Here is a 25,431-nt window from a genome sequence, read left to right as displayed (position 1 = left end):
GGCGTCGTAATGGCCGGGGATCAGGCAGGCGAATTCGAAGGTGCCCTTGTTGGCGAAGGTCCAGAGGATCTCGCCCGTGGCGCCGGGTTCAAGGCGCACGGCGTTCGGATCGTCATGCTCCATTTCAGGGAATTTCTCCATGAGCGCCTTGTGCTCGATGTTCTTGTCGGGGGAATCCATCACGAATTCATGGTCGAGTTCGCCTGCATTGGTCACGACGATGCGCACGGTTTCGCCCGCCGTGAAGTCCAGTTGGGCAGGTTCGAACACCATTGCGCCGTCTTCAGTCTCGCGCATCGTGACTTCGATGGTGCGATCCGCGTCACCGTCAGCGGGGGCGCCGATGGCCATCATGTCATGGCCATGCCCGCCGGCATGAGTGCCGGCGGCAAAAGCGGCGCTGCCCAGCGTCAGGGCAAGGGTTGTGCTGAGAAGAAGTGCTTTCATCTTTGGGGTCCTTTTGGCTGTGGTGTCGGACGGCATGGCAATCAGCCCTTGTCGCCGGGTCTTGGGGTCAGGTGTGTTTTCGCGTCATTCACGCGGCTGAATTCGGGCAATTCGCCCGTCCATTCATAGGCCTGCTCGCCGGGTGGGTTTTCATACCAGCCGGGGTCGCTGTAATCGTCGGGGGCAATCCCTTCGCGCACCTTCACGACCGAGAACATGCCGCCCATTTCAATCGGGCCATGCGGGCCCCAGCCGGTCATCATCGGCACGGTGTTGTCGGGCAGTTCCATCTCCATCTTGCCCATATCCGCCATGCCAGCCGTGCCCATCGGCATGTATTCGGGCTGGAAGCTGCGGATCTTGCGCGTGAGGTCGGCCTTGTTCACGCCGATGAAGGTGGGCACGTCATGACCCATCGCGTTCATCGTGTGATGCGACTTGTGGCAATGGATCGCCCAGTCGCCCAAGTGATCGGCCGTGAACTCGTAAGCGCGCATCGCGCCGACCGGAATGTCGATGGAGACTTCGGGCCATTGCGCGCTTTCGGGCACCCAGCCGCCATCGGTGCAGGTGACCTTGAAGTCATAGCCATGCATGTGGATCGGATGGTTCGTCATGGTCAGGTTGCCCACGCGCACGCGGACGCGGTCGCCCTTGTTGACGACCAGAGGGTCAATATCCGGGAAGATCCGGCTGTTCCATGTCCAGAGGTTGAAATCGGTCATCGTCATGATGCGCGGCACATAGGTGCCGGGATCGATGTCGAAGGCGTTCAGCATGATCAGGAAATCGCGGTCCACAGGCCGGAAGGTCGGGTCTTTGGGATGCACGATGAACATGCCCATCATCCCCATCGCCATCTGCACCATCTCGTCGGCATGGGGGTGATACATGAAGGTGCCGGATTTGATCAGGTCGAACTCGTAGACATAGGTCTTGCCCGGCGGGATCGCCGGATGGCTAAGGCCGCCGACCCCGTCCATGCCGGAGGGCAGGATCAGCCCGTGCCAGTGGATCGTGGTATGTTCGGGCAGCTTGTTGGTCACGAAGATGCGGACCCGGTCCCCCTCGACCGCCTCGATCGTCGGGCCGGTGGATTGGCCGTTATAGCCCCACAGATGCGCGACCATGCCTTCGGCCAGTTCGCGTTCGACCGGCTCGGCGACAAGGTGGAATTCCTTGACGCCGTTGTTCATCCGGTGCGGCAGGGTCCAGCCGTTCAGCGTGACCACGGGCGTGTAATCCGGCCCCGAGGTGGGTCGCGGCGTGATCTGGGTTGCGGCACTGTCCATGACGGCAGCTTCGGGCAGGCCCATATTGGCGGTCTGTCCCCATGATCGGGAGGAGACAAGGGCCGCACCTGCGGCACCCGCCCCCAGCAATTGACGTCTGTTCAACATCTTATCCATCCTTTCAATGATCGGCATCGCCAGCGGAGGCGAGGGCGGCGGTGGCGGTAGAAGCAGAGGCACCTGCGCCGCCGCCATAGATCGCGGCGGTCAGATCGGCCTCGGCCAGATAAAAGTCGCGCTTGGCATTGGCGGCCTGCAACTCGGCGCCCAGCCTGTCGCGGGCGGCGCTGATCAGCTCGAAGGTGCTGGTGATCATCCCGTTATAGGAGAGCAGCCCTTCCTCTTCGACCGTGGCCCGGAGCGGGACCAGAACATCGCGGTAATGCTGCGCGATGCGATGGGTGGCGCGGTAGCCGGCTTCGGCTTCGCGCGCCTCGGACCGGATGTTCACGGCCTTCTGGGCCAGAACATTGGCGGATTGCAGATAGGACAGTTCCGCCTTGCGCATCCGTGCCTTGCCGGTGTCGAAGATCGGGATTGCGAATTCCAGTTCAAGCTGCGGGCTGGCCTCGGTGCGCCTGCGGCCATCCTCGATCTCGCGCTCGGCCTCTATCCCCGCGATGAGTTCCAGATCAGTCACAAGACGGGTCCGGTCGGTCAGGCCAAAGGCCGCGGCCTGCGCCTCGAGATCCAGCTTGGCGACGCGCAGATCGACACGGTTGTTCAGCGCGCGTGCCTCGATCCCGGCCACGGATCGCAGGTTGCGCGGCACGGCGGGCAGGGCATCAGGCACGAAATAGGACAAGTCATCGCCCCAAAGCCCCATGAGCCGGGTCAGTTCCTCTTTGGCGCGGCTGGCGTTCAGCCGCGCCTGAGCCAATTGCCCGGCCAGTTCCGCGTTGAAGGCGAATTCGCGCGCCTGTCCCGCCTTGTTCAGGGCGCCCGTCTCGCCCAGACGTTGCGCCAGTTCCGCGCCTGCATCCGAGGTGACCTTGGCTCGTTGCAGATAGCTGACAGTTTCAAAGGCCGCGACAGCGTTGATCCATGCGGCGCGGGTCTGGTTGGCCAGGGCCAGCGTGTCATCAACGGCGCGTGCCTGCGCCGCGCGGAAGTTCACATCCGCCAGCGCCATGCGTTGCTGGCGCGTTTGTGCGGCCAGCAGGTTGGACGCGATCATGCCCTCGATCGCGCGGTAAGCGCCAAGTTCGGCTGCGCCGATCCCCAGGACACCGATCGATACGACCGGATTGACGGGCGTGGCCTCTTGCCATGCCGTCGCGGCTGAGAGGCCGATTTCGGCATAGGATGCCTGCAAGCCCTTGTTGTTCAGAAGGGCGACCTGCACCGCCGTATCGGCGGAAATGGTCTTGCCCTGCACCAAGGCGCGCACCTCGCGCTGGATCGCCTCGTTCTCGGCCTGTGTCTGGGCAAAGGCCGTGCGTTTGCCGATCGCTGCGGATGTCTGGTCGGAGACGGCGGCAAATCCGGCATTTGGGGCGGTGTAGAGGTCGGGCACCGCGCTGGCACAGGCGGCCAGCAGCAGCGGCAGGCCGAGCATGGCGGGAAGGGTTCTGCCGCGCATCAGTTGGCCTCCGATTGTTCGTCATTGACCTGCCGCCAGTCGCGCGGTCCGGACGGTGTGCGGTCGGTGTAGCCGGCGAACGGGTCGCGGTAGGTGACGGGTGAAAGGCGCGCGGCATCTGTCGCGGCATTCTGGCTGGTGGTCTGGGGCAAGGGTGTGACGGCTGGCGCACATGCCCCCAGCACAAGGGCCCCTGCCCCCGCAAGAAAGAAGGATTTCATCTGGATTCCCTGATTGTTCGGTGCCCATGCAAAGGATGGACCCGGATCACTACATTGATCCCGCTTGCGGGACCGCGATCAGATCAGGTGTTTGGGTGGTCGCCGATGCTCAAGCGGATCGAAGGACGAAAAGCTGGAAAGCCAGGTCGCCTCGTGATCTACCCCATGGACCTCGGGCAGGCCCGCGGCGTTTTGCGCAACGACCGCTGCCATGCAGATCCCCTGGCAGCAGTTGGGAGTGTCTGCGGTCGTATCGATCGCAGACGCGGTCATCTGAGACTGAGCCTCTGCCATGTCGTGATGGGCGTGCGCACCATGGCTACCATGATGTCCACTCTCGGCGTTTTGCGCAATGGCAGGGCGATGTGCCGAAGAATGGGCATGTGCGGATGATGGCGGGTAAAGGATCAAGGATACAAGCAAGGTGACGCAAAACAGCGCCTTGACCAGCTTGGAAATGATCGCCTTTTGTAACATGACTCTTGAATGTCTCTTCATTAGCGAGCTGTCAATGATCGACCGAAGGGCCCTGTTTACTTTTTCGTGAAACGGGCGGATCGCCGCTCTTGCCTCTGAGTATCGTTCTGCAGTGTCCCGGACAGGCGTCAGAGCTGCGACGCCCAGCGGGGATGGTTGTCATCCACCACGAAAGGATGCGCGTGATCCCTATGACCCTGCAAGTGCGGGTGGTCGCGGGGCAGATTGTCTTGATGATGCGCAAAGGCGTCCGGGTCATGTCGCGGCCAGAGACGCAGCGCAGACACAAGACCGGTCATCGCGACCGCTGCCAGCACGACAAGGGCGGCGACAAGACCCAAGCGGGTCATCGGCCAGCCCGACAGTGGACAGGTCACCAGCCAGCAGGCGTGGCTGAGCGCGAACTGGGCGACAAAAAGCGTAGGGCGATCGCCGCCCCTCTCGGAGACCGCGCAGCGGGAGCCGCCCTCGCGAGGGCGGCTCTGGACAAGTGGGGTCAGTGTCCGTCATTAAGCGCACTTGGCGGATCAGCCTCGTGAACAGAGCGGGCGATCGGTTCAGCCGCTACCGGGCCGTTCGCAGCCACTTGCACCTGGATCAAGGCAAGAGCCACGGTGGCAGCCGAGGCCGTTCCCAGGAACGCGATGGAAAGGCGGAGCATGGCCGTCCTCCGTCACGCGGCTTCGCGGGCAGCGGGATAGCCCGCCTCGGCGAGAACGGCCTCGATCTCGGCGCGCGCGGCCGAGGTTTCGACCTCGATCTTGCGGTTCTCGGGATCGGCCTTGATCACCGCGTCCTTGTCGACCGACTGGATCGCCTTGGTCACGCTCCGTGCGCACCCGAAGCAGGTCATATTTTCGATGTGGAATTGCATGTTTGCCTCCTTTGCTTGATTGGCAAGCGAACAACTGGGCGTTCCCATGCTGGGAGGGTCAAGTGCGTATCTACAGAATTTTTCCTGGCGGTCGATTATCATGTTCCCGTTCGTCGCGGGTATCCGAGGCAGAGAAATTTGATGAAACGCTAAAATACGAAGATAGGGAACTGCAGCGTGAAATTGGGAAAAATCAAGACAGCCTCGACAGGCAGTATCGGGAGCAACTTCGGGAAGTACGACAGAACCAAGGCAAGTTCAGGATAGCCCTGCTGAAGCGTTACGGGACGAAATGCTGCGTGACCGCCTGCAATGTTTCAGAGGTTCTGGAGGCTGCTGCGGCAACACCCGAGCATGAGGGCAGCCCAAAACGCGTTCTCAGGCCGGCTTTCTCAACAACATCCGCCCCTTGCGAAGGCGACGACCACCAATGGTCGACTCTCGTCCTTGTCGCATCGGTGCGGGTTTTGTCCTCCAGGAACCCGTTCATCTCGGCCACGGTGTACTTTACCCCTTCCACCTCCTTTTCGCTGGAGCAGGCGATCAGCGCCTTGAACGGGTTCCAGCAGCTACTGGACAACTTTCTTCATCGACGCGTTTCCGTACGGATCCAGACGGCACGATCTTCCATTCAGCAACTGAAGGAAGAACCGTTGGACACCCCACTACTATCATCAACAGCGAGATTGCTGGACCAGTATTACACTATGCCTCAGACGGCAGCAGCCTGCCTGGCACATCTGCACGCTGCTCTTCCAGATTTGACGGCTGACCTCTACGTCGAACCATCAGCAGGCGCAGGGGCATTCTTGGCTCAAATGCCAGAGCCCCGTCTCGGAATTGATATCGCTCCCGCAGCTACCGACATCTTGAAGCAAGACTTTCTCGAATGGCTTCCCCCCCTCGGGACAGGCAGTATTGCGGTGATCGGCAACCCACCCTATGGCGCGGGCGGCGCAGAAGCTGTCCGGTTTTTCAGCCACGCGGCCAAATTCGCCGATACAATCGCGCTGATCTTGCCAGCGTCTTTCATGAAAGCATCAAAGCAAAAGCGTCTTGATTCATTCTTCCATCTTGTCAGCGAATTGCCCCTCCCGGATGAGCCATTTCTGTTCGAAGGTCGCTTTCATCGTGTGTCGACGGTGTTTCAGATCTGGTGTCGCAAACCATACATGCGCGCCAAACCCACAAAACGTGCCGTGACGCACCCCGACTTCATCTTTGTCAAGGAAGTGTCAGAAGCCGATTTCGTGATGCGCCGTGTCGGCGGACACACAGGGAAAATCATGTCTGTCCCAGCGGAAAACGAGGCGTTGAAAGGCTTCTCACCGGAGTCGAATTTCTTCATATCAGCGCGCGGGGTTGAGCCTGATCTACTCCAGAAAAGGTTTCAGGCGCTTCAACTCGATCAGATCAGACGACAGAGCGTTGCTGCCTACTCGGTTTCAAAATCTGATTTGGTCGCCGCGTATAAGGAGGCCGCTGCACTGGTGGCTATCACAAAGCAACTGAAATTGTAGCTCGAGGAACACTCTTCAGTGTTGGCCAACGAACTTGCATTGAGACATGGGTGCCAAGAGCATCAAATGAACGGCTGTGAATGTGAAACTCGCCGCACCTTCGTATTCCATGACTCGCACGCCCTTGGCCATTCTCTGGTCCGCTGCGCACAAGATACTGCCTTACCGTGGAGGCTCGTTACCGCCGACGGCGGCGGCGCGGCAACTGGGTGAGGTTTGACCTGGTGACAGCCAGTCTGATCCGATACCAGCAGATGAATTCTTCCAGAAAAATCATTAGTCTTATCAATAGTTAATCAGCTTTTTTCTCATATTCTGGGATCTCTTACAACTTTTTTCTTCCGAGATTCTCAGTTCGACCAATTTCCCTCTGGAGAAGGGTGCTGATTGCCAAGCCCCACATTAGAAGGAACGGAGACATGAACGACACCCTGAACGGAAACGATCTGTGCTGGCCCGAAGTGGCTGACAGCGGACTTCTGGCAATGACCAATTGCGAAATAGTCGACGCTGGGGTCCAGCTGCCTTTGCGCCCACCTGTCGCGCGCAAAGCGGCGGTCGGCGCAAAGAAGCATTTCACCTGTGACATTGTTTTCGGATTGGGAGCAGGCGAAGTTATGCGCTTGAACAGTCTCACCGAAAAGCGTGTCGCGCTGGTACTTCTTGCGCGCCCTGATGTCATGAAAGTGGAGAACCAAGTACCTCACTACTGGATCGACGAGAAAGGCTCAAGGCACACACACTTCTTTGACCTACGGGCGACTTTGGTCGACGGTCGCAGGATCGCGATTATGGTCAAATATGACAAGAAGCTCGAACAGGACGAGTTCCGTGCTTTGATCGCCCGTATCTCCTCACAGGTATTTCCGGCTTTTGCAGATCGCGTGACCATAATGACGGAAAGGGACCTGGATCCAATAGAACTTTACAATGCCACGCTCGTCAATTCTGTGCGCCATCCCGATCCCGCGGCAGATGACGTCATAAGAGATGTAGTCTCAAAGTTGGCTGGCGCGGCAAAGATCAGTGATCTCATCGAACATACTGGCCTTGGCAGTAGGGGCTTTCGCTCCATCGCGCGGCTGATCGGATCTCATGAACTCAAAATGCAAAAACCGGAGCGGATCCACCATGATGCTCATGTCTTTGTCCAGAGGGCAGCTTGATGCTCGATATCCAACCCAGCCCGCTATTGCCTCGCTTCGTATTTGGCCAGTACGACAAAATCATTATCAATGGGATTTCATACCGCTGCACCACCCTTTCTGAGGATGGGTTCGTCTTCGTCCGGACGGACAATACAGGGGTAGCAGAAACCTTCACAAATGCGGAAATATCACTGCTTGTTACGTCCGGCAGGCTCGAACACCAACGTGATGCCTTTCTTTCAGAAAGTGCTAAACGTCGGCTGAGAATGCCAACACAACAACTGTCCACACTATCGCCCAAGCAACAACAGAAGGCCAAGTACCGCGAGTCGCTCGTGCTCGCATTCCGCCAGATGGAAGCGGAGGGCAAAGTCAAACGTACGGAAGATTCGGCAAAAGCAGCCTTACGAGAAATAAAGTATCGTGCTGGCGAGATTTACTCTATCCCAAGCGACGCCGATGTCGTTGCAGCTGGAGCCAACACGATAGTTGTTCCTGCAAAGGTTTGTGCAAGCAGGCTTTTGAAACTCGTTGCTGCTTACGATCGCGACGGCATCTCGGCCCTCTACGGCCGAGATGGCGCGCAAGGTAATAGGAGTCGCCGCATCAGCGCCGATGCACATGCACTCCTCGCGAAGACTGTTCGGAATTTTCTGTCTATGGAACGGCCTTCTATTGCCCAAATAACAGTGGACGTGAGAGATGCTTTCTACGAAGAAAACATCCGCCGCCGAGCAATAGGACTGTCGGCTCTCATCGAACCGTCACGCGAAACCATCCGTCGTGAGATCAACAGTCTCGATCCTTTCGAGGTCGATATTGCTCGGTACGGGCTTGAAGAAGCACGTAAACGCAATGCGCCAGTAGGAAAGGGGCTTGATCTTACGCGGCCACTTGAGCGGGTGGAGATGGATGAGTGGAAGGTCGATCTCATGACGCTCCTTACTGGTTCCGGTATTTGGTCGATCCTGAGCGAAGAGGAAAAGGCAAGTCTCGGCCTTGAAGACGGAAAGAAGAAACGTTGGTTCCTGACGGTAGCCATCTGCGCCACTACCCGGTGTATTCTGGCTATGAAGCTCTCGCGAACACCGACCAAGCGCAGCGCGATGCAAACCATAGACATGATCGTGCGCGACAAGGGTGTGTGGGCCGATGCCGTCGGTTCACTTTCTCCTTGGAACATGTCTGGCACACCCGAGCTCATCGTCACCGACTGTGGTTCCGCCTTTATTGATTTCGACACCCGCGTTGGCGCAACCGATCTGGGGATCAACATAGAAAATGGTCCTGGAGGACTGCCTGAATTGCGCGGCAGAATCGAGCGTATGTTTGGCACGATGGCGAGCAAATTCATCAGCCGCTTCACAGGTCGCACTTTCAGCAATACCGTGGTCAAGGGCGATTACGATCCAAAAGCGCGCGCAGCTCTGTCCACTGAAGATTTGAGCGAAGCGCTCATCCGCTGGGTGGTCGATGTCTATCACAACAGCCCGCACGCTGATCTCCAGGGGGAAACTCCTGCGAAGTGCTGGAAGAGACTGGTTGCTCTCTACGGTGTCTCTCCGATGCCATCGGTCGAATTGCGGCGCAAGGCGCTCGGCACACGCCTCAATCGCACCGTCACGAAAAAAGGGATCACTGTTTTGGGCATCCACTATCATTCGGATGTTCTGGCTCGGTGGTTCATGCACACCAGATCCAAGGACGTTCGCGTACGTTGGTATTCGGAAGACATCGGATCGATCGCTGTAGAACTGAATGGGCAATGGATTGACGTTCCGTCAGTATTTGAGAGCTTCAGCGGCGAGCGGGCTCAGACTTGGCTCATGGCTGTGCGGGAAATTCGCGCATCGGTCGTTTCACAAACAAACATCGATGAAGAAGTCGTTTTCAAGGCGATGCAACGGATCAGGGAGATCAACGCCAACGCCATGGCCAGACAGGGCCTGTTGGTCGAAGACTATTCAAAGGAGCGTATCGCTTCGCTCGAAGACAGCCTTCTCATCGGGTTCAATATCAAAGCTACACTCTGCGGTGGATCAAATCGACCCAGAAACGATGGTTTCGGTACCGACCTACCCTTAGACGGATCCTGTGAGGTACAAGATGATTGCGCCGCAATCGCTCCGGACCACATTGGCTTGGACGAACCCTTTGAGCCCTCGAACTACCGCGCTTCAGGTCAGGCTCCGGCCATCGATGAAGGCATCTGGTCAATTGGCGAGAAGTAAACGGGAAGTTTAGCCGTAGCCCCCGCAGTCCAGCGTGACTTCGGGGGCAATCTTTTTGAAAGCATGACTTTGAATTTCGGTCAGAGTTGTCGCCGATGACCTGCCGAACAGGAAAAATTCGACAAAGCGCTCCCCGCTTATCCACCAAAAAAAGCAACGACATCGGCACCCGGCCCTTTAGCTCTGAATGTCTGCGATGCGGGACCTTCCCGCCATTCGCTGCGCGTGCTCAGTTCTCGCCGCGAGCGCGAAGGTCATCGGCCAGGAGGGCGGATGCTGAAATTTCGCTGCACCTCAACTGAATGGCGACTATTCGGACGCCCTTTCTACCGGTGCTGACTTGGTCTGCCCATCATTGAGGACGTCAAGCAGCGGGCAGTCGGGAGTGTCGGCCCCGGTGCAGCACGCGATGGTTCCGGCGAGAACAGTCTCGATTGCCTGGAGATCGTGGATCTTGGCGCGAACTACATCGAGATGGTGGCGCCCCATCCTCTCGACCTCTGCGCAGGTGTGACTGCCGCGATCGACGAGGGATAGCAGGCCGCGAATTTCTTCCATGGTGAAGCCGAGATCCCGCGCCCGCATCACGAAGTTCAGTCGCTCCACATGCGCCGAGCTGTAGCGGCGGTGGCCCGTTGGCGTCCGGGGCGGGTCAGGCATAAGGCCGACGCCCTCGTAGTAGCGGATGGTTTCCAGATTGCAGCCGGTGAGCCTGGCCAAGTCGGAGCGCTTCAGGTCGCTCGCGGAGGCGTGATTGTCGGGCATCGAATTATTCCTTGATCCTGTAGCTGCTACAGACCCTACATTGCCATTCACTGAACGACAACAAGGTGACGCGATGACGGCCAAGGCGATCGAAACAGAACGGCAGGATGGGGACCGGACGGACAAGACGGGATGGGCTGCGACCGGGGTCGGGTTGCTTGGCGCTTTGGCGATGACCTCCTGCTGCATCCTGCCGCTGGTTCTGGTCAGCCTTGGTGTCACTGGGGTCTTCATCGGCCAGCTCACGGCGCTCTACGCCTACAAGTGGGTGACATTTTCTTTTGCGGCAGGCGCCCTCGGATACGGCTTCTGGAAGACTTACTGTCCGGTGCCCGCCGGGGATTGCGGCACCGGCACCTGCTCCCGCCCAGTGGATCGCGGCGTCATGCGTGGGCTGCTCTGGAGTGCGCTGGCCATGGTCCTGCTGGCCTTGATCTTTCCTTATGTCGCGCCGCGCATCCTGACTTTCTGAAAACGGAGCCCATCATGAGACACCTGTTATTCGCTGCGATCCTTTCGGTCTCCCCGACCGCGATCCTTGCGGCCGAGGCCGAGACCCGCCTGCACGTCACCGGACTTACCTGCCCCTCGTGCAGCTATATCGTCGCCACCGCGCTCAAGCGCGTGGAGACGGTTGAGATCGCGGGGTTCTTCGAGGGCGAGGCCGAGGATGGCGTCTACGTCCTGCAATATGATGACGCCGTCACCGACCCGGACCAGTTGATCGCCGCCGTCACCGGCGTAGGCTATGGTGCCACATTGGCCCCGGAGGGCGGCTCGTGACGGGGCGCGAGGCAAACCCGCGGGACGACCGTCTGCTGAGCTACGGGCTGATCGGCACCGTGGTTGTGGCGCTATGCTGCTTCACTCCGATCCTGGTGATCCTCCTGGGCGCAGTCGGGCTCTCCGCCATCCTGGGCTGGCTCGACATCGTGCTCCTGCCTGCGCTCGCCGTGTTCATCGGCATCACCCTCTACGCGCTCTGGCGGCGCCGGCGCACCAACTGAAGAGAGATTGACATGAAAGATTGCTGCACCCCCGAGGGCGGCGCCTACGACCTTGCCGTGATCGGCGCTGGTTCGGCCGGATTTTCGGCTGCGATAACCGCCGCAGAGGCCGGGGCACGTGTAGCCCTGATCGGCGACGGCACCATCGGAGGCACCTGCGTCAATGTGGGCTGCGTGCCCTCCAAGGCTCTGATCCGCGCCGTGAAAGGCCTGCACAACGCCCGCGCCGCGAACCGGTTCGACGGCATCGAGGCCGAGGGCCGCGTCACCGACTGGGCTGCGACAGTGGCACAGAAACAGGCGCTCGTGGATGAGTTGCGCGCGGCAAAATACGCCGACGTGCTGCCTCGGCACGAGAACGTGGTCTACATCGAGGGTCGTGCCCGGTTCGACAAGCAGGGCCGGCTCACCGTAGACGGCGTGGCGTTCCCGGCAGCGAAGATTGTCATCGCCACCGGATCGCGCCCCCACGTGCCCGCGATCCCCGGCATCGGGGAGATCGACGCCCTGGACAGCACATCGGCCTTGGAACTGACCGCGCTGCCCGCTTCCCTGCTGGTCCTCGGCGCTGGCTACATTGGCGTGGAGCTGGCGCAGCTCTTCGCCCGCGCCGGTGTCATCGTGACGCTGGTCAGCCGCCGCGGCGTGCTGCCGGAGGCCGAGCCGGAGATTTCCGAGGCCTTGGAGCGCTACCTCGCTGATGAGGGCATCCGTCTGGCCCGGATCACCGGATATGAAAGCGTGGCACGCGATGGAGGCACCGTTCGCCTGGCGGGCACCGGGGGTGAAAGATTCAACGCCCAAAGGCTGTTGCTCGCCACTGGACGGATGCCGAACAGCGACAACCTGAACCTCGACACCGCCGGGATCGAGACCGATGCGCAGGGCGGGATCGTGGTGGACGCGCAGATGCGCACCGCCAACCCCAACGTCTGGGCCGCAGGCGACGTCACGGGGCGCGACCAGTTCGTTTACATGGCGGCCTACGGCGCCAAGCTTGCCGCGCGGAACGCGGTGGCGGGCGAGGCGCGCACCTACGACAATGGCACGATGCCTTGGGTGGTCTTCTCCGATCCGCAGGTGGCCGGCGTAGGCTTGAGCGAGGCGCAGGCCCACGCTGCGGGGCACGCGGTGGTCACCTCGGTCCTGCCTCTCGACGCCGTGCCGCGCGCACTCGCCGCCCGCGACACGCGTGGACTGATCAAGCTGGTGGCAGAGGCGGGGAGCAAACGGTTGTTGGGCGCTCAGATCCTCGCCCCCGAGGGCGCAGACAGCATCCAGACCGCAGCTATGGCGCTCAAGGCGGGGCTCACCTACGAGGAACTGGGCGATACCGTCATGCCCTATCTCACGACCGTCGAGGGGCTGAAGCTCGCCGCCCAGACCTTCGAGAAGGACGTGGCTGCGCTCAGCTGCTGCGCGGGGTAGCGTTCTTCATCGCCAGAGGACAGAAACTTTCATGCCAACCCTTGCCGTTTATATTGGAGCCGCCCTTGCCGAGATCGCTGGGTGCTTCGCCTTCTGGGCCTGGCTACGGCTCGACAAGCCCATTTGGTGGATCGGGCCGGGCATGGCGTCGCTGGCGCTCTTCGCCTACCTCCTGACGCTGGCCGACAGCGCTGCCGCCGGGCGGGCCTACGCGGCCTATGGCGGCATCTACATCGCGGCCTCGCTGTTCTGGCTCTGGGCCGTCGAAGGGGTGCGACCGGATCGGTGGGACGCGTTCGGCGTCGGCCTGTGCCTTCTGGGAGCCTTCATCATCATCGCAGGTCCCCGGGCGGCCGTCTGAACTCACCACTGCAACATGTTCGCGAGGAGAACAAAAATGACCGAAACGCTTGACCTGATCGTCATTGGCGCCGGCATGGCCGGGATCAACGCCGCGAAGAAATGTGGCCGCGCCGGCTGGTCCGTCGCCATCGTCGACGAGCTGCCCTACGGCGGCACCTGCGCGCTCAGGGGATGCGACCCGAAGAAGATGCTGCGCGCCGGTGCCGAGGCGGTGGAGGCCGCGCGACGGCTCGAAGGCAAGGGTGTCGCAGGGGAGACCAGGATCGACTGGCCGGCGCTGATGAAACACAAGGAGAGCTTCACCGACCCCGTGCCGGAGAACATGGAGAACGGTCTGGCTGACGCCGGGGTGCGGACGCTGCATGGCCGCGCCCGCTTCTCCGACGAGGGCCGGATCGAGATCGACGGCCATGGCGAAATCGCCTTCCGCCACGCGCTGATCGCCACTGGCGCCAAGCCGCGACCTCTGGAGTTCCCCGGTGCTGAGCGGCTGATCCACAGCACCGACTTCCTGAACCTCGCCGAGCTGCCCCGCCGGATCGTTTTCGTGGGCGGCGGCTACGTCTCCTTCGAGTTTGCGCATATCGCGGCGCGGGCCGGGGCAGAGGTGACGATCCTTGATCGTGGCGCCCGCCAGCTGAAGATGTTCGACGCCGACCTGGTTGAAAAGCTGCTCGAACGCAGCCGTGCCGCGGGCATCAAGATCGTGCCGGAGGCCGAAATGGAGCGGGTCGAGGATGCGGGTGGAGCGCACCGCGTGGTCTACCGCAAGGCGGGCGAGCTCCGCGCCACTGAGGCTGATCTCGTCGTCCATGGCGCTGGTCGGGTGCCCGCCATCGACCATCTCGACCTCACAGCCGCCCGGATTGAGGCCGAGAACGGCGGCGTGAAGGTTACGTCCTGGCTGCAATCACCGTCGAACCCGCGCATCTACGCCGCCGGTGACGCCGCAGCCTCGCCCGGCAAGCCGCTGACCCCCGTGGCCGTGTTCGAGGGCAAGATCGCCGCCTCCAACATGCTCAAGGACACGCAGACTGAGCCAGATTACACAGGCGTGCCGAGCGTGGTGTTCACCATTCCCGAGCTGGCCCGGGTCGGCCTGCTTGAGGAAGAGGCGCGAGAGATGGGAGACGTGGAAGTGAGCTTCACCGACGCATCGGGCTGGTTCTCTCAGAAGCGCATCGGTGAAACACATGCCGGAGCGAAGATCATCACAGGCAAGGATGGCAAGATCCTCGGGGCACACATGTTTGGCCCGGAATACGCCGAGCTGATCAATGTCTTCTCTCTGGCGATCAAGCTTGGCCTGACGGCGGCGCAGGTGAAATCCATGCCGGCTGCCTACCCGACAGGGGCATCTGACATCGGGTCGATGTTCTGAACAAGCAGCGGCCCTTCACTGAGCGGGCTTTCATCGGCGGCGATGGGCCATTGAAGATGATGGACGTCTCGCTGCATATGCGAAACCGATCGGGAGCGCCCTGGTCACCTTGGGCTCGAAGCTGACATTGCGCTTCGAGTCTCTGAAACGCTTATCTGCATCATAAATGCATAGGGTAGCTATCAAGGCCAGCATAGCCCGTATTCCTTTGATCGCCGCATCTGCTTACCGACCGCGCCTTGAAGCAGGACGCGCATCTGGTCGACCACTGGGATCGGCTTCCAGATCGTCGTCGATTTCTCGCGCGCGATACCCTTCTTGTTGGTCCACTGTTTCACCACTTCCCGGACCGGTTCGCGATGGTTCCACCGCCAGACGATCTCGTCGAGGTATCGCTGGAGGTGCTTGCGGTCGAGGTTGTGGTAAACGCCAACAAGAGCGCGTTGCACCTGGGAGATGACTGCCTCCGCGGTGTTCACGTGGGCGCCGGTCTCCGGGTTGGCATACTCTTTCTGGCTATGGATCACATACTGGTGGTCGGCCATCGTCTTTCCCAGGCCTCGGTAGCTTTTACTTCCATCAGTCATCAGGTGCGTTGTCTCGGGGTCGGTCCATTCCAGTAGAACTGGCTCGAGCGTCGCCCTTTTGTCATCGCAAACGACCCTGACGCGCGCCTGTCCATCGCGAGAGGCCGCCACGAAGATCATCGGCTTCCCTGTGCCCTTGCCGCGTGGATTGTAGGCCCCTGAAAGGGATTTCGGGGCGCCCCCGACATACGCCTCGTCAACCTCGACAATGTCCTCCAGAGGCAATAGCTCGGCGTTCCGATCGTCCATCATTTCTCTGATGGCGTGCCCCATCTTCCACGCGGTTTTCTGGTTCACGCCGAGCAGCCGTGCCATCACGACCGAGGAGATGCCCTTGCTCGATGTGAGCACCAGGAACATCGCGCAGATCCAGATACGCAAGTCGAGCTTGGTGCCGTGCATCGGGGTGAGCGTGGTGACCGTGAACTGGAGGCGGCAGTCTCGGCACTGGTAGAGCCCCGGGCGGCAGGTCTGGCCGCGCAGCGCCGACGAGGCCACCGACCCACAATGCGGACAGTGTCTGCCTGTCGACCATATGATACCCTCCAGAAAGCGTCGCGCATGCATCTCGCTCGGCATCCGCTTCCAGATGTCTGGGATCGACTTCAGTTCGGTGATCATCAGGGCTCTCCGCTCGTTCCGCCAACCGAACGATGTTGGCCCGGCGCGTGTTCGGCGAAGAAGAAACTTGAAAAACCGCGCAAAATGAGGCGATATGGCGGAAAAGTTAAGTCAGGTCAGAGTCTTGCGCTAAGGGTTGCTTTTTCTCGTGGATAAGCGGGAAGCGCTCACATATGGCCTACGAATCCCTGCGTTCATGTCTTGTCCCGGCTTTTTGGAACCGGGACAAGACATGCATCTCCGGAATTCCACTCAAATTTCAAACTTTCTTCTTCGTCTCCAAGAACAACGGCCAATATTCATTTCAGCGACAGGAGAATTGCTTCTCGAGCCGGGACAAGAACCAATGAGAGGGTAGTCAACGAATTATTGCGGACAGGCTTGAAGCTGCCACGACCGGCAGACGCGCAACCAAGAGGATCATCATGCTGCGCCCATTCATTCCCACGACTCTGTCCGCCGACCCCCAACTCGCCGCCGTTCGCGCTCATTTCAAGGAGCATGGAGCCGCACTTCAAAATGCCGCCACGCTGGTCAACGGCGATGCCGGTGCCGCAAGCGTTTTGCGCCTTATGTCCGAGTTGCGCGCAGCATCACACCTCAATCGTCCAATGCGGCGGAGGCTTGTCGCGTTGCACCGGCTTTTGTCCCTCGACACTGTGGTTGAAGAGTTCGAACCAGACCTGTCGTCTTGGGTTCTTCTCGACCCCGCGAGTCCCGAGGTCGAGCAAATCTGTTTGCTAACGGATGGTCTCTTCGATCTGCTGACCCTTATCAACGAGTTGGACAACCAGCGAGACAGCGGGTCAGTTACCCTTACAGCACAAAACGTGGCCTGAGGTGGTTCGCCGATCCAGCCTGCGTGGTTGGGTCGGCCAATTCTTTCTCACAGCGAGAAAAGAGGATATCGAAATGAAATACCTTACTAATCTGCCGACAAACGAGATTTGGGTTGAAACGTTGCTCGAGCTCGGCCATCTGTATGATGCCGTCCAACGCAATGACGCAGGACTGTCTGCGACGAGTCTGATTAGCCTGTCACGCGCGCTTGTTTCCCTGGGCGAGGAGGGTCCACTTTCAGCAACCGCTACTGAGGACTTCGATTGTATTCAAGAGGTTCTCGACGACGTAATCACTCAAGAGACCCTTGGCTTCCGGAACGTCTTTGACGGAATATTCGATCCTGAACTCGGTGATATCGGTGAAATCAGACAGATCCCGATTCTGTCGGACAAAGGTAGTCTGGCCGACTTGCTTATGCGGGATGTGAAGAAGATCATGGCAATGCGAGACCTATTGAAAGCCCGTATCGAGACCGACCGCCAGATCTCTGGATTAAAAGCAGCCTGATCGCTTAGCGGAAACCGACAAATCGTGCCAAACGCAATAGAATACGTTGGAAGTCCGGAGCCTCCTTCAAATCGGAAGGTGTAACATCAGTCCCGCTATGACAGTTGGGCCGCAGGATTCCCTGCGGCCTTTTTGTTTGATCAAGTTGCTAACATCTGCGGTCAGGTCTCAGTAAACGATCCATGTTTCTGAAGATTCTCGACAGTCCCAAGATCTTCAACTGCGACTTCCGTGACAACTTGGCTTGGCTCAGCAAAAGATCAGGCAGGGCATCAAGCGCATCAACCAGATGCTCAAGCGGCAACGCAATCAGTTGCCCGTTAACCAAAATGGCCATCGTTAGCGTGTAAAATGGCCGTTTTCAGCCGAAAATGGCCAGAATTAGCTTGTTATCACACTCACCTCTTCGCCCTCCTCGGTCAGCCGCACTTGGAATGGCCGCAACTCGCGCAGGTCATGCAGCCTTCGACCATCCGCATCTCGTATTGCCCGCAGGAGGGGCATGCTTTGCCGCGTGGGGTGTCAAAGCCCACCACATTGGCCTGCGGGTCGGTTTTCAGTCCCATCCCCTCACCCTCGATGAAACCGATCGAGATCATGTGACGCTCGATCACACCGCCGATGGCCGCAAGGATCGACGGGATGTATTTCCCCCCCATCCAGGCCCCGCCGCGCGGATCGAAGACGGCTTTCAACTCTTCGACCACAAAGGACACATCCCCGCCACGCCGGAACACCGCCGAAATCATCCGCGTCAACGCCACGGTCCAGGCGAAATGCTCCATATTTTTCGAGTTTATGAACACCTCAAAGGGGCGACGATGCCCATTGATGATGATGTCGTTCACGGTCAGGTAAATCGCATGCTCGCTGTCGGGCCATTTCAGCTTGTAGGTATTGCCCTCCAGAGCCTGCGGACGGTCCAGCGGTTCCGACATGTAGATCACATCCGCACCCTGATCGGCTTCGGGTGTCTTTTCGGTCGTCTCGGACACGCTGAGGACGGACCCCGTGACATCATTGGGGCGGTAGGTGGTGCAGCCCTTGCAGCCCGATTCATAGGCCGCCAAGTAAACCTCCTTGAAATCATCAAAGCTGATGTCTTCGGGGCAGTTGATTGTTTTCGAGATCGAACTGTCCACCCATTTCTGTGCTGCCGCCTGCATGCGCACGTGATCCAGCGGGGCCAGGGTCTGGGCGTTGACAAAGTAGTCCGGCAAGGGCGCATCACCGAACGTCTCGCGCCACATCTGCACGGCGTAATCGACGACCTCTTCCTCGGTCCGGCTGCCATCCTTTTGCAGAACCTTGCGCTTATAGGCATAGGCGAAGACCGGTTCGATCCCGGATGACACATTGCCCGCATAGAGGCTGATCGTGCCCGTGGGCGCGATCGAGGTCAGAAGCGCGTTGCGGATGCCGTGTGTGCGGATCGCCTCGCGCACGTCATCGTCCATCATCTGCATGTTGCCGGAGGCCAGATACCTGTCGGCATCAAACAGCGGGAAAGCACCCTTTTCCTTGGCCAAGTCCACCGAAGCCAGATAGGCGGCGCGGGCGATCGCGTGCAGCCATTCCTCGGTCTGACGCGCCGCCTCCTCGGACCCATAGCGCAGCCCCACCATCAACAGGGCATCGGCAAGACCCGTGACACCCAGACCGATGCGGCGCTTGGCCTGCGCCTCCTGCGCTTGGGCATCCAGCGGGAACCGGCTGGCATCCACCACATTGTCCATCATCCGCACGGCCACGGCGACCAGATCGGTCAACGCCTTGGGGTCCAACCGGGCCTTTTTCCCAAAGGGATCCGCCACCAGCCGCGCCATGTTGATCGAGCCCAGCAGGCAGGCACCATAGGGCGGCAAGGGTTGCTCGCCGCAGGGGTTGGTGGCCGCAATGGTCTCCACGTAGTTCAGGTTATTGGCCGCGTTGATCCGGTCGATGAAGATCACGCCGGGTTCTGCGAAATCATAGGTGCTTTTCATGATCTTGTTCCACAGATCGCGCGCCTGGACCGTGTGATAGACCTTTCCGTCGAATTGCAGATCCCAAGCCGCGTCTGCCTTGACCGCTTCCATGAAAGGATCGGTGATCAGCACCGACAGGTTGAACATGCGCAACCGCGCCGCATCCGATTTGGCGGTGATGAAGGCCTCGATATCGGGATGATCGCAGCGCATGGTGGCCATCATCGCCCCGCGGCGCGAGCCTGCAGACATGATCGTGCGGCACATCGCATCCCAGACATCCATAAAGGACAACGGGCCCGACGCATCCGCCGCCACGCCCAGAACATCCGCCCCGCGCGGCCGGATGGTCGAGAAATCATAGCCGATCCCGCCCCCTTGCTGCATGGTGAGGGCCGCTTCCTTCAACATGTCGAAGATACCTGCCATGCTGTCGGGGATCGTGCCCATCACGAAGCAATTGAACAGCGTCACCCGCCGCCCGGTGCCCGCCCCTGCGGTGATGCGGCCGGCGGGCAGGTATTTGAAATCCTCCAAAGCCGCGTAAAACTCGTCCTCCCACAGGGCGCTGTCCTGTTCGACCTGCGCCAGCGATCGCGCGATGCGGCGCCAGGTATCCTCGACCGAGCGGTCGATGGGCGTGCCATCCGCCTGCTTGAACCGGTACTTCATGTCCCAGATCTGTTCGGAAATGGGGGCTGCAAAACGGGTCATGGCGGCGTCCTCGGATCATCGGAATGGGGTATTGCAGGGCGGTCGCGCCGAAGGCGTTGCGTCCCGTGACAGGACGTCGAGAATAGGCCGGGGGTGGGTCCGGGTCAACGGCAGAGAGAACGGAATGAGGCCAACCGATCCCCTTGATCTCGGGGTCAGTCCCGCTATGCTCCACAACCACTGGGGAAAACACATGCCGGAACCGTTACATCTGATCAAGCTGTCTGTCGGCACCGAAGGGGTCGAGGATCTGGCCGAATGGCAGGCCTCTGCACGGGCTAAGGGGCCGGATGGCCTGCCCCGTCACATCACCCGCATGTGGCCCAAGCGCGAGGCGGAAATCCTTGACGGCGGCTCGATCTATTGGGTCATCAAGGGTGTTCTGCAATGCCGCCAGCGCATCTTGCGGCTGGATGAGGTGACAGGCGGCGACGGCATCCGCCGCTGCGCCATCGTGCTGGACCCTGAACTGGTCCGCACGACACAGGCCCTGAAGAAACCGTTTCAGGGATGGCGCTATCTGGCGGCCAAGGATGCCCCTGCCGATCTGGCCAAGGGTCGCGCCCATGAGGATGCGCTGCCCAGCAGCCTGAGCGCGGCATTGGCCGATCTGGGTGTGCTTTAGATCAGCGCCGCAGCCCGGCTTGAACATCCCGGCATAAACCTCTGAAATCCAGCTTGAATGCATCCGGTTGCGGACGCATGCTGCACTCATCCTTTTCAGGACAGGTGCCATGCTTCGCCCCCAATTGTTGACCAGTCTTTCCGCCTACTCCTCCGCAACCTTCCGCGCCGATCTTTTCGCAGGCATCACCGTTGCGATGGTCGCCCTGCCGCTGTCGCTGGCCATCGCCATCGCCTCGGGAGCAACCCCGGCGCAGGGGCTCATCACGGCGATTATCGCGGGCTTCATCATCTCGGCGCTTGGTGGCAGCACGGTGCAGATCGGCGGGCCCACGGGCGCGTTCATCGTGGTCGTGGCAGGCGTGATCACGCAACATGGCTATGACGGGCTGCTGCTGGCCACGGCCATGGCGGGGGTGATCCTTCTGGTGGCAGGATGGCTGCGGGCAGGCAGTCTGATCGCCCATGTGCCCGAAGCCGTGGTGAATGGCTTTACCATCGGAATCGCGGTGCTGATCGCGTCAAGCCAGCTCAAGGATCTGATGGGGCTGTCGCTGCTGAACGAGCCTGCGGAACTGCTTCACAAGATCCCCGCACTATGGGCGGCCCGCGAGACCTTCAGCATGGCAGCCTTTGGCGTCGGGGTTGCGACGATGGTCCTGATCATCGTCTTTCGCCGTGCGGCGCCCCGCCTTCCTGGCCTCATCGTGGCGCTGGCGCTGACCTCGGGGGCGGCTGTGCTGCTGTCGCTGCCGGTCGAGACGATCGAGGCACGTTTCGGAGCTTTGCCCAACACGCTGCCCATGCCCAGCCTGCCCGAGATCACAGTGGCCCGGATGATCGAGGTGCTGCCCTCGGCGCTGGTGATCGCATTTCTGGCGGGCATCGAATCGCTGCTCTCGGCCGTGGTGGCCGACCGCATGACAGGGGCGCGGCACAAGCCCAATGCCGAAGTCGTAGCCCAGGGCGCGGCCAACCTCGCCTCGGCGGCTTTCGGGGGCTTGCCGGCAACAGGAGCCATCGCCCGCACGGCCACCAATGTGCGCGCGGGTGGGCAGACACCGGTGGCAGGCATGATCCATGCCGTCGCCATTCTGGCCATGATGATGCTGGCGGCGGGACCGACAGGCATGCTGGCTATGCCCGCCATGGCGGGGCTGCTGATCCTGACCGCTTGGAACATGGCCGAGCCGCATAAATGGGGCGCGTGGATGCGCGAGCGCCCATCCGACAGGTTGCTCTTGCTGCTGACGATGGCCTTGACCGTGCTGGTTGATCTGACCGTCGCCATCGGCGTGGGTGTCGCGCTGGGTCTGGCCCTCAAGCTGCGCGAGGGGCGGGTGAAGCCCGATTCCTTCGATCCGCGTCAGGACTGAAGCCGCTCAGTCCACCCCGATCATCTGGCATAGCTGTTGAAGCGTGGCACGGTCTGCCTCGGTCATGTCGGCGGCGCGGCTACGGAAAAGCGTCGCCTGCGAGCGCAGGATCATGCCGTCCTGCAAAAGCTTGAGGTGATTGGCCCGCAGCGTCTCGCCCGTCGAGGTGATGTCGGCCACAGCTTCGGCGGTTTCGAATTTGACGGTGCCCTCGGTCGCGCCCTGGCTGTCTACGAGCGCATAATCCGCGACCCCCGCATGACGCAGGAAATCGCGCACCAGACGGTGGTATTTCGTGGCGATCCGCATCCGGAACCCGTGGCGCGCGCGGAAAGCGGCGGCGGCGGCGTCCAGATCGTCCAATGTGTCCACATCAACCCAAGCCGCAGGGACGGCGATGATCAGATCGGCATGACCAAAACCCAGTTCGGCCAGTTCCTGCACCTGCTGATCCCATTGGCCTAGCTTTTCACGCACCAGATCGGTGCCAGTGACGCCCAGATGGATGCGTCCTGCCGCCAGTTCGCGCGGGATTTCACCGGCGGACAGTAGCACCAGTTCGACATTGTCGATCCCGTCCACAGCGCCGGCATATTCGCGCTCGGATGCACTGCGCGACAGGGTGATCCCGCGGGCGGCGAACCATTCGAAGGTTTTTTCCATCAGCCGCCCCTTGGACGGCACCCCCAGCTTGATCGTCATGGTGCGGCCCTCAAATCCAGCAGCAGACCGGGACGGATCACGCCGCCCACGGCAGGGATCTCTGCCCCCTGCCCCAGCACGCGCGTCAGCGCGTCATAACGCCCGCCGGTGGCCACGGGCGGCAGGTCGCTGCGCCCTTCTGCGTAGAAGCCAAAGACAAAGCCGTCGTAATATTCCATAGACGTGCGGCCATAGCTGGCTTCGAATTCCAGCGTGTCGATGTCGATGCCACGCGCGGACAAAGCCTCTACACGGGCAGCCAGCCGCTCCACCGCGGGGGCGATAGCCTGCAGATCGACCGAGATGTCCCGCAGGTGGTCCAGCGCGAAGGGCAGTGTTTCGCGCACGCTCAGGATCGCATCCAGCAACGCCACGGCATTTTCGCTGATCGGCGGGGCGGCGGCATCGTCACGCAACCGCTCGATCCGCGCCGCGATTTCGGCCCGGTCCCTCAGACCGATCAAGGGCGCGCAATCGGCCAAAGGATCAGCCGATGCCAGCAGCGCGGCCCTCGTCTCGGGGACGGGGGTGCGGCCCGCATAACGATCCAGAAGCGCGCGGAAACGGCGCGGCCGCCAGATGTGGCGGCGCAGCGCAGCCTTGCGCGCGGGCGTCGTCTCCAACCCGTCCACAGCCGCCGTCAGAATACCGATATCGCCCATGGCGGCGCGCAGCGGCAGATCGCCAAGGGCTTCACGGATCAGGGCAAAAACTTCGGCATCCGCCGCCGCCGGGTCGGTGCGGTCGAAGACCTCATATCCTGTCTGGAAATACTCGTTGGCGCGATCAGGGAAATCCTCCTGCCGCCGGAACACCTCTCCGGCATAGGTATAGCGCGCGGGTTCCGCCCCGTGCGCCATGTGCATCTGCACCACGGGCACGGTGAAATCGGGGCGCAACATCTGTTCGCCGCGCACGGCGTCGGATGTGACATAGGCGCGGGCGCGAATATCCTCGCCGTAAAGGTCCAGCAGCGTGTCGGCGGGTTGCAGCACGGGCGGGTCCACGACCTGCGCGCCCGCGGCTTCAAACAGCGCGCGCAAACGTGTGGCTTCGTCCCGTATGGCGGTGCGCGCTGCGGTGCGGTCGGCTGGGCTTTGTGGCATCACCCCTGCCCTTGCAGAATCTCAAGAACCTTCGAGACCATCTGGTCACGCGGCACCTCGTATTGGCTGGGGCGACTTTGCCATTCCTCCAGCGTCGCATTGGCGGCGATCTGGGCACCAAGGATCAGATCCTTGATCTGCACCACACCCCGCGCCTTTTCATCGCCACCCTCGATGATGGCCACGGGGGATGCGCGTTTGTCCGCATATTTCAACTGGTTGCCGAACTGCTTGGGGTTGCCCAGATAAACCTCGGCCCTGATACCCGCGCGGCGCAATTCGCCAGCCATAGCCTGATAATCCGCCATCCGGTCGCGGTCCATCACGGTCACGACCACAGGCCCCTGTTCGCTGGCCTGCATCCGGCCCTTTTCGCGCAGGGCGGCCAGCAGACGGTCCACACCAATCGAGACACCCGTGGCCGGCACTTCCTGCCCGGTGAAGCGCTTGACCAGATCGTCGTAGCGCCCGCCCCCGGCGACCGAGCCGAATTGCCGCTTGCGGCCCTTTTCGTCGAAAATCTCGAATGTTAGTTCGGCCTCGAACACGGGTCCGGTGTAATAGCCCAAGCCACGCACAACAGATGGGTCGATCACGATGCGGTCGGGGCCATAGCCTTGCGCCGCGACCAGATCCGCCATCTGTTCCAGTTCGGAAACACCTTCCACACCGATGGCAGAGCCGCCCACGGCGGCACGCAGGTTGGACAGGGTTTCGGACACCGTGTCAGCCTTTGACGTCAGGAAGGCAATGACAGGATCCGCCTGCGCGGCCTCCAGCCCCACCCCGTCGATAAACGCGCCCGAGGCATCCAGCCGGCCTTTGGTGAGCAACTCGCGCACACCCGCCTCGCCCACCTTGTCAAACTTGTCGATGGTGCGCAGCACGGCCTCGCGCGCGTCACCCTCGGGCAGACCCATGACCTCCAGAATACCGTTCAGAACCTTGCGGTTGTTGATCCGCACTATGTAATCGCCGCGGGGGATGCCCACCTCCTCCAGCGTGTCGGCCAGCATGGCGCAAATCTCGGCATCCGCCGCCACGCTTGCCGCGCCCACCGTATCTGCATCACATTGATAGAACTGGCGGAACCGACCCGGCCCCGGCTTTTCATTGCGCCAGACAGGCCCCATCGCATAGCGGCGATAAGGCAGCGGCAGATCGTTGCGGTGCTGGGCATAGACGCGGGCCAAGGGTGCTGTCAGGTCATAGCGCAGCGCCAGCCAATCGCCGGGTTTCGCATTCTCGCCCTCATGCTCGGGCGCTTCCTGCCATGCGAAAACACCCGCATTCGGGCGGTCCACATCGGGCAGGAACTTGCCCAGCGCCTCGACAGTTTCGACGGCCGAGGACTCAAGCGCGTCAAAGCCGTAGCGATGATAGACCCCGGCGATGGTCGCCAGCATCGCGCTGCGCATCGTGACATCTGCACCGAAATAGTCGCGGAACCCTTTCGGGGTTTCGGCACGCGGGCGCGGGGTCTTCTTGTCCTTGGCCATGGCTGGCTCCCTCAGTCTTGATCGGGGCGGTCGTCGGCGGGTGGTCTCTTGTCCGGCTTGCCTCTAGCGGATGCGGGGCAAGGGGGCAAGCGGGGCGCGCCCGATCAGGCCGCGCGACGGGCGCGGGCGGCGCAATGCGAGTGTGGGGA

The 25,431-nt window shown here is 61.0% G+C and carries 26 protein-coding genes; 13 read left to right on the top strand and 13 right to left on the bottom strand.

All coding sequences use genetic code 11. The annotated features are described in order from the left end of the window. The 7 genes from PVW27_RS13960 to PVW27_RS13930 form a co-directional block, all read right to left on the bottom strand. Positions 1–447 (bottom strand): cupredoxin domain-containing protein (locus tag PVW27_RS13960; RefSeq protein ID WP_274558678.1); only part of this gene is annotated, 447 nt, incomplete at its 3' end. 41 nt (positions 448–488) lie between these two features. After that, positions 489–1,847: a multicopper oxidase family protein gene (locus PVW27_RS13955; RefSeq protein ID WP_274558676.1), complete on the bottom strand. Its 1,359-nt coding sequence runs from the start codon at positions 1,845–1,847 to the stop codon at positions 489–491. Between the two features lie 13 nt (positions 1,848–1,860). Then, positions 1,861–3,321: a TolC family protein gene (locus PVW27_RS13950; RefSeq protein WP_274558674.1), complete on the bottom strand. Its 1,461-nt coding sequence runs from the start codon at positions 3,319–3,321 to the stop codon at positions 1,861–1,863. Beyond that, entirely contained in the window at positions 3,321–3,542 is a 222-nt protein-coding gene (locus tag PVW27_RS13945; RefSeq protein WP_274558672.1) for a hypothetical protein, read from the bottom strand. Before PVW27_RS13945 ends, PVW27_RS13950 begins: the two co-directional genes overlap by 1 nt. A gap of 78 nt (positions 3,543–3,620) precedes the next feature. Further along, positions 3,621–4,019: a hypothetical protein gene (locus tag PVW27_RS13940; protein ID WP_274558670.1), complete on the bottom strand. Its 399-nt coding sequence runs from the start codon at positions 4,017–4,019 to the stop codon at positions 3,621–3,623. A 128-nt stretch (positions 4,020–4,147) separates the two neighbouring features. Continuing rightward, positions 4,148–4,369: a hypothetical protein gene (locus PVW27_RS13935; RefSeq protein ID WP_274558668.1), complete on the bottom strand. Its 222-nt coding sequence runs from the start codon at positions 4,367–4,369 to the stop codon at positions 4,148–4,150. Between the two features lie 323 nt (positions 4,370–4,692). Next, on the bottom strand, positions 4,693–4,893 hold the full coding sequence (locus tag PVW27_RS13930; RefSeq protein ID WP_274558666.1) for a heavy-metal-associated domain-containing protein: 201 nt from the start codon (positions 4,891–4,893) through the stop codon (positions 4,693–4,695). 62 nt (positions 4,894–4,955) lie between these two features. Here PVW27_RS13930 and PVW27_RS13925 point away from each other — a divergent pair, with 62 nt between their 5' ends. The 3 genes from PVW27_RS13925 (at position 4,956) to PVW27_RS13915 (ending at position 9,792) form a co-directional block, all read left to right on the top strand. Further along, positions 4,956–6,413: a hypothetical protein gene (locus tag PVW27_RS13925; protein ID WP_274558664.1), complete on the top strand. Its 1,458-nt coding sequence runs from the start codon at positions 4,956–4,958 to the stop codon at positions 6,411–6,413. Between the two features lie 419 nt (positions 6,414–6,832). Then, positions 6,833–7,579 (top strand): hypothetical protein, encoded by a 747-nt coding sequence (locus PVW27_RS13920; protein ID WP_274558662.1) that lies wholly within the window; start codon positions 6,833–6,835, stop codon positions 7,577–7,579. Next, positions 7,579–9,792 carry a Mu transposase C-terminal domain-containing protein gene (locus PVW27_RS13915; RefSeq protein WP_274558660.1) on the top strand — a complete coding sequence of 738 codons (2,214 nt, stop codon included), beginning with the start codon at positions 7,579–7,581 and terminating at the stop codon, positions 9,790–9,792. Before PVW27_RS13920 ends, PVW27_RS13915 begins: the two co-directional genes overlap by 1 nt. A 309-nt stretch (positions 9,793–10,101) precedes the next feature. Here PVW27_RS13915 and PVW27_RS13910 read toward each other — a convergent pair whose 3' ends face one another. After that, positions 10,102–10,557 (bottom strand): MerR family transcriptional regulator, encoded by a 456-nt coding sequence (locus tag PVW27_RS13910; protein WP_274558658.1) that lies wholly within the window; start codon positions 10,555–10,557, stop codon positions 10,102–10,104. Positions 10,558–10,630: 73 nt separating this feature from the next. Here PVW27_RS13910 and PVW27_RS13905 point away from each other — a divergent pair, with 73 nt between their 5' ends. The 6 genes from PVW27_RS13905 to PVW27_RS13880 are packed head-to-tail and all read left to right on the top strand — an operon-like array spanning position 10,631 to position 14,736. Next, complete coding sequence (locus PVW27_RS13905; RefSeq protein WP_274558656.1) at positions 10,631–11,029, top strand: mercuric transporter MerT family protein; 399 nt, start codon at positions 10,631–10,633, stop codon at positions 11,027–11,029. Positions 11,030–11,043: 14 nt separating this feature from the next. Beyond that, on the top strand, positions 11,044–11,340 hold the full coding sequence (locus tag PVW27_RS13900; RefSeq protein WP_274558655.1) for a heavy-metal-associated domain-containing protein: 297 nt from the start codon (positions 11,044–11,046) through the stop codon (positions 11,338–11,340). Then, positions 11,337–11,564 carry a mercury resistance system transport protein MerF gene (gene merF / locus PVW27_RS13895; RefSeq protein ID WP_274558653.1) on the top strand — a complete coding sequence of 76 codons (228 nt, stop codon included), beginning with the start codon at positions 11,337–11,339 and terminating at the stop codon, positions 11,562–11,564. Before PVW27_RS13900 ends, merF begins: the two co-directional genes overlap by 4 nt. 12 nt (positions 11,565–11,576) lie before the next feature. After that, positions 11,577–12,992 (top strand): mercury(II) reductase, encoded by a 1,416-nt coding sequence (gene merA, locus PVW27_RS13890; RefSeq protein ID WP_274558651.1) that lies wholly within the window; start codon positions 11,577–11,579, stop codon positions 12,990–12,992. 31 nt (positions 12,993–13,023) lie between these two features. Further along, a complete protein-coding gene (locus PVW27_RS13885) occupies positions 13,024–13,353 on the top strand; it encodes a YnfA family protein (protein WP_274558650.1) in 330 nt (109 codons plus the stop codon). A gap of 36 nt (positions 13,354–13,389) precedes the next feature. Then, positions 13,390–14,736 carry a dihydrolipoyl dehydrogenase family protein gene (locus tag PVW27_RS13880; protein ID WP_274558649.1) on the top strand — a complete coding sequence of 449 codons (1,347 nt, stop codon included), beginning with the start codon at positions 13,390–13,392 and terminating at the stop codon, positions 14,734–14,736. A gap of 182 nt (positions 14,737–14,918) precedes the next feature. Here the strand turns inward: PVW27_RS13880 and PVW27_RS13875 are convergent, their stop codons facing one another. After that, the gene (locus PVW27_RS13875) at positions 14,919–15,944 is read right to left on the bottom strand and encodes an IS1595 family transposase (protein WP_274558648.1); all 1,026 of its coding nucleotides are present in this window, start codon (positions 15,942–15,944) and stop codon (positions 14,919–14,921) included. Positions 15,945–16,369: 425 nt separating this feature from the next. Between PVW27_RS13875 and PVW27_RS13870 the strand changes: the two genes are divergently transcribed. Together PVW27_RS13870 and PVW27_RS13865 are read left to right on the top strand one after the other, a co-directional pair. Next, positions 16,370–16,783, top strand: coding sequence for a hypothetical protein (locus PVW27_RS13870; protein WP_274558646.1), 414 nt, complete (start codon positions 16,370–16,372; stop codon positions 16,781–16,783). A 73-nt stretch (positions 16,784–16,856) separates the two neighbouring features. Continuing rightward, positions 16,857–17,294 carry a hypothetical protein gene (locus PVW27_RS13865; protein WP_274558645.1) on the top strand — a complete coding sequence of 146 codons (438 nt, stop codon included), beginning with the start codon at positions 16,857–16,859 and terminating at the stop codon, positions 17,292–17,294. 419 nt (positions 17,295–17,713) lie between these two features. Here PVW27_RS13865 and PVW27_RS13860 read toward each other — a convergent pair whose 3' ends face one another. Continuing rightward, positions 17,714–19,975: an adenosylcobalamin-dependent ribonucleoside-diphosphate reductase gene (locus PVW27_RS13860; RefSeq protein ID WP_274558643.1), complete on the bottom strand. Its 2,262-nt coding sequence runs from the start codon at positions 19,973–19,975 to the stop codon at positions 17,714–17,716. Between the two features lie 193 nt (positions 19,976–20,168). Between PVW27_RS13860 and PVW27_RS13855 the strand changes: the two genes are divergently transcribed. Together PVW27_RS13855 and PVW27_RS13850 are read left to right on the top strand one after the other, a co-directional pair. Continuing rightward, positions 20,169–20,600 carry a DUF1489 family protein gene (locus PVW27_RS13855; RefSeq protein ID WP_274558642.1) on the top strand — a complete coding sequence of 144 codons (432 nt, stop codon included), beginning with the start codon at positions 20,169–20,171 and terminating at the stop codon, positions 20,598–20,600. Between the two features lie 109 nt (positions 20,601–20,709). Continuing rightward, positions 20,710–21,975: a SulP family inorganic anion transporter gene (locus PVW27_RS13850; RefSeq protein ID WP_274558640.1), complete on the top strand. Its 1,266-nt coding sequence runs from the start codon at positions 20,710–20,712 to the stop codon at positions 21,973–21,975. Between the two features lie 6 nt (positions 21,976–21,981). On the opposite strand, the gene hisG is transcribed toward PVW27_RS13850, so the two are convergent. From hisG to hisS, 3 genes are read right to left on the bottom strand one after another with little or no spacing between them, the layout of a single operon-like run. Then, a complete protein-coding gene (gene hisG / locus PVW27_RS13845) occupies positions 21,982–22,677 on the bottom strand; it encodes an ATP phosphoribosyltransferase (protein ID WP_274558638.1) in 696 nt (231 codons plus the stop codon). Then, on the bottom strand, positions 22,674–23,783 hold the full coding sequence (locus PVW27_RS13840; RefSeq protein ID WP_274558637.1) for an ATP phosphoribosyltransferase regulatory subunit: 1,110 nt from the start codon (positions 23,781–23,783) through the stop codon (positions 22,674–22,676). Before PVW27_RS13840 ends, hisG begins: the two co-directional genes overlap by 4 nt. Next, the gene (hisS, locus tag PVW27_RS13835; protein ID WP_274558635.1) at positions 23,783–25,282 is read right to left on the bottom strand and encodes a histidine--tRNA ligase; all 1,500 of its coding nucleotides are present in this window, start codon (positions 25,280–25,282) and stop codon (positions 23,783–23,785) included. Before hisS ends, PVW27_RS13840 begins: the two co-directional genes overlap by 1 nt. Positions 25,283–25,431: the final 149 nt, after the last annotated feature.

This window comes from Seohaeicola sp. 4SK31 (assembly GCF_028802875.1).
GTDB lineage: Bacteria > Pseudomonadota > Alphaproteobacteria > Rhodobacterales > Rhodobacteraceae > Seohaeicola.
The sequence above is the reverse complement of the archived record's forward strand: the minus strand, read 5'-3'. Positions and strand labels throughout refer to the sequence as shown.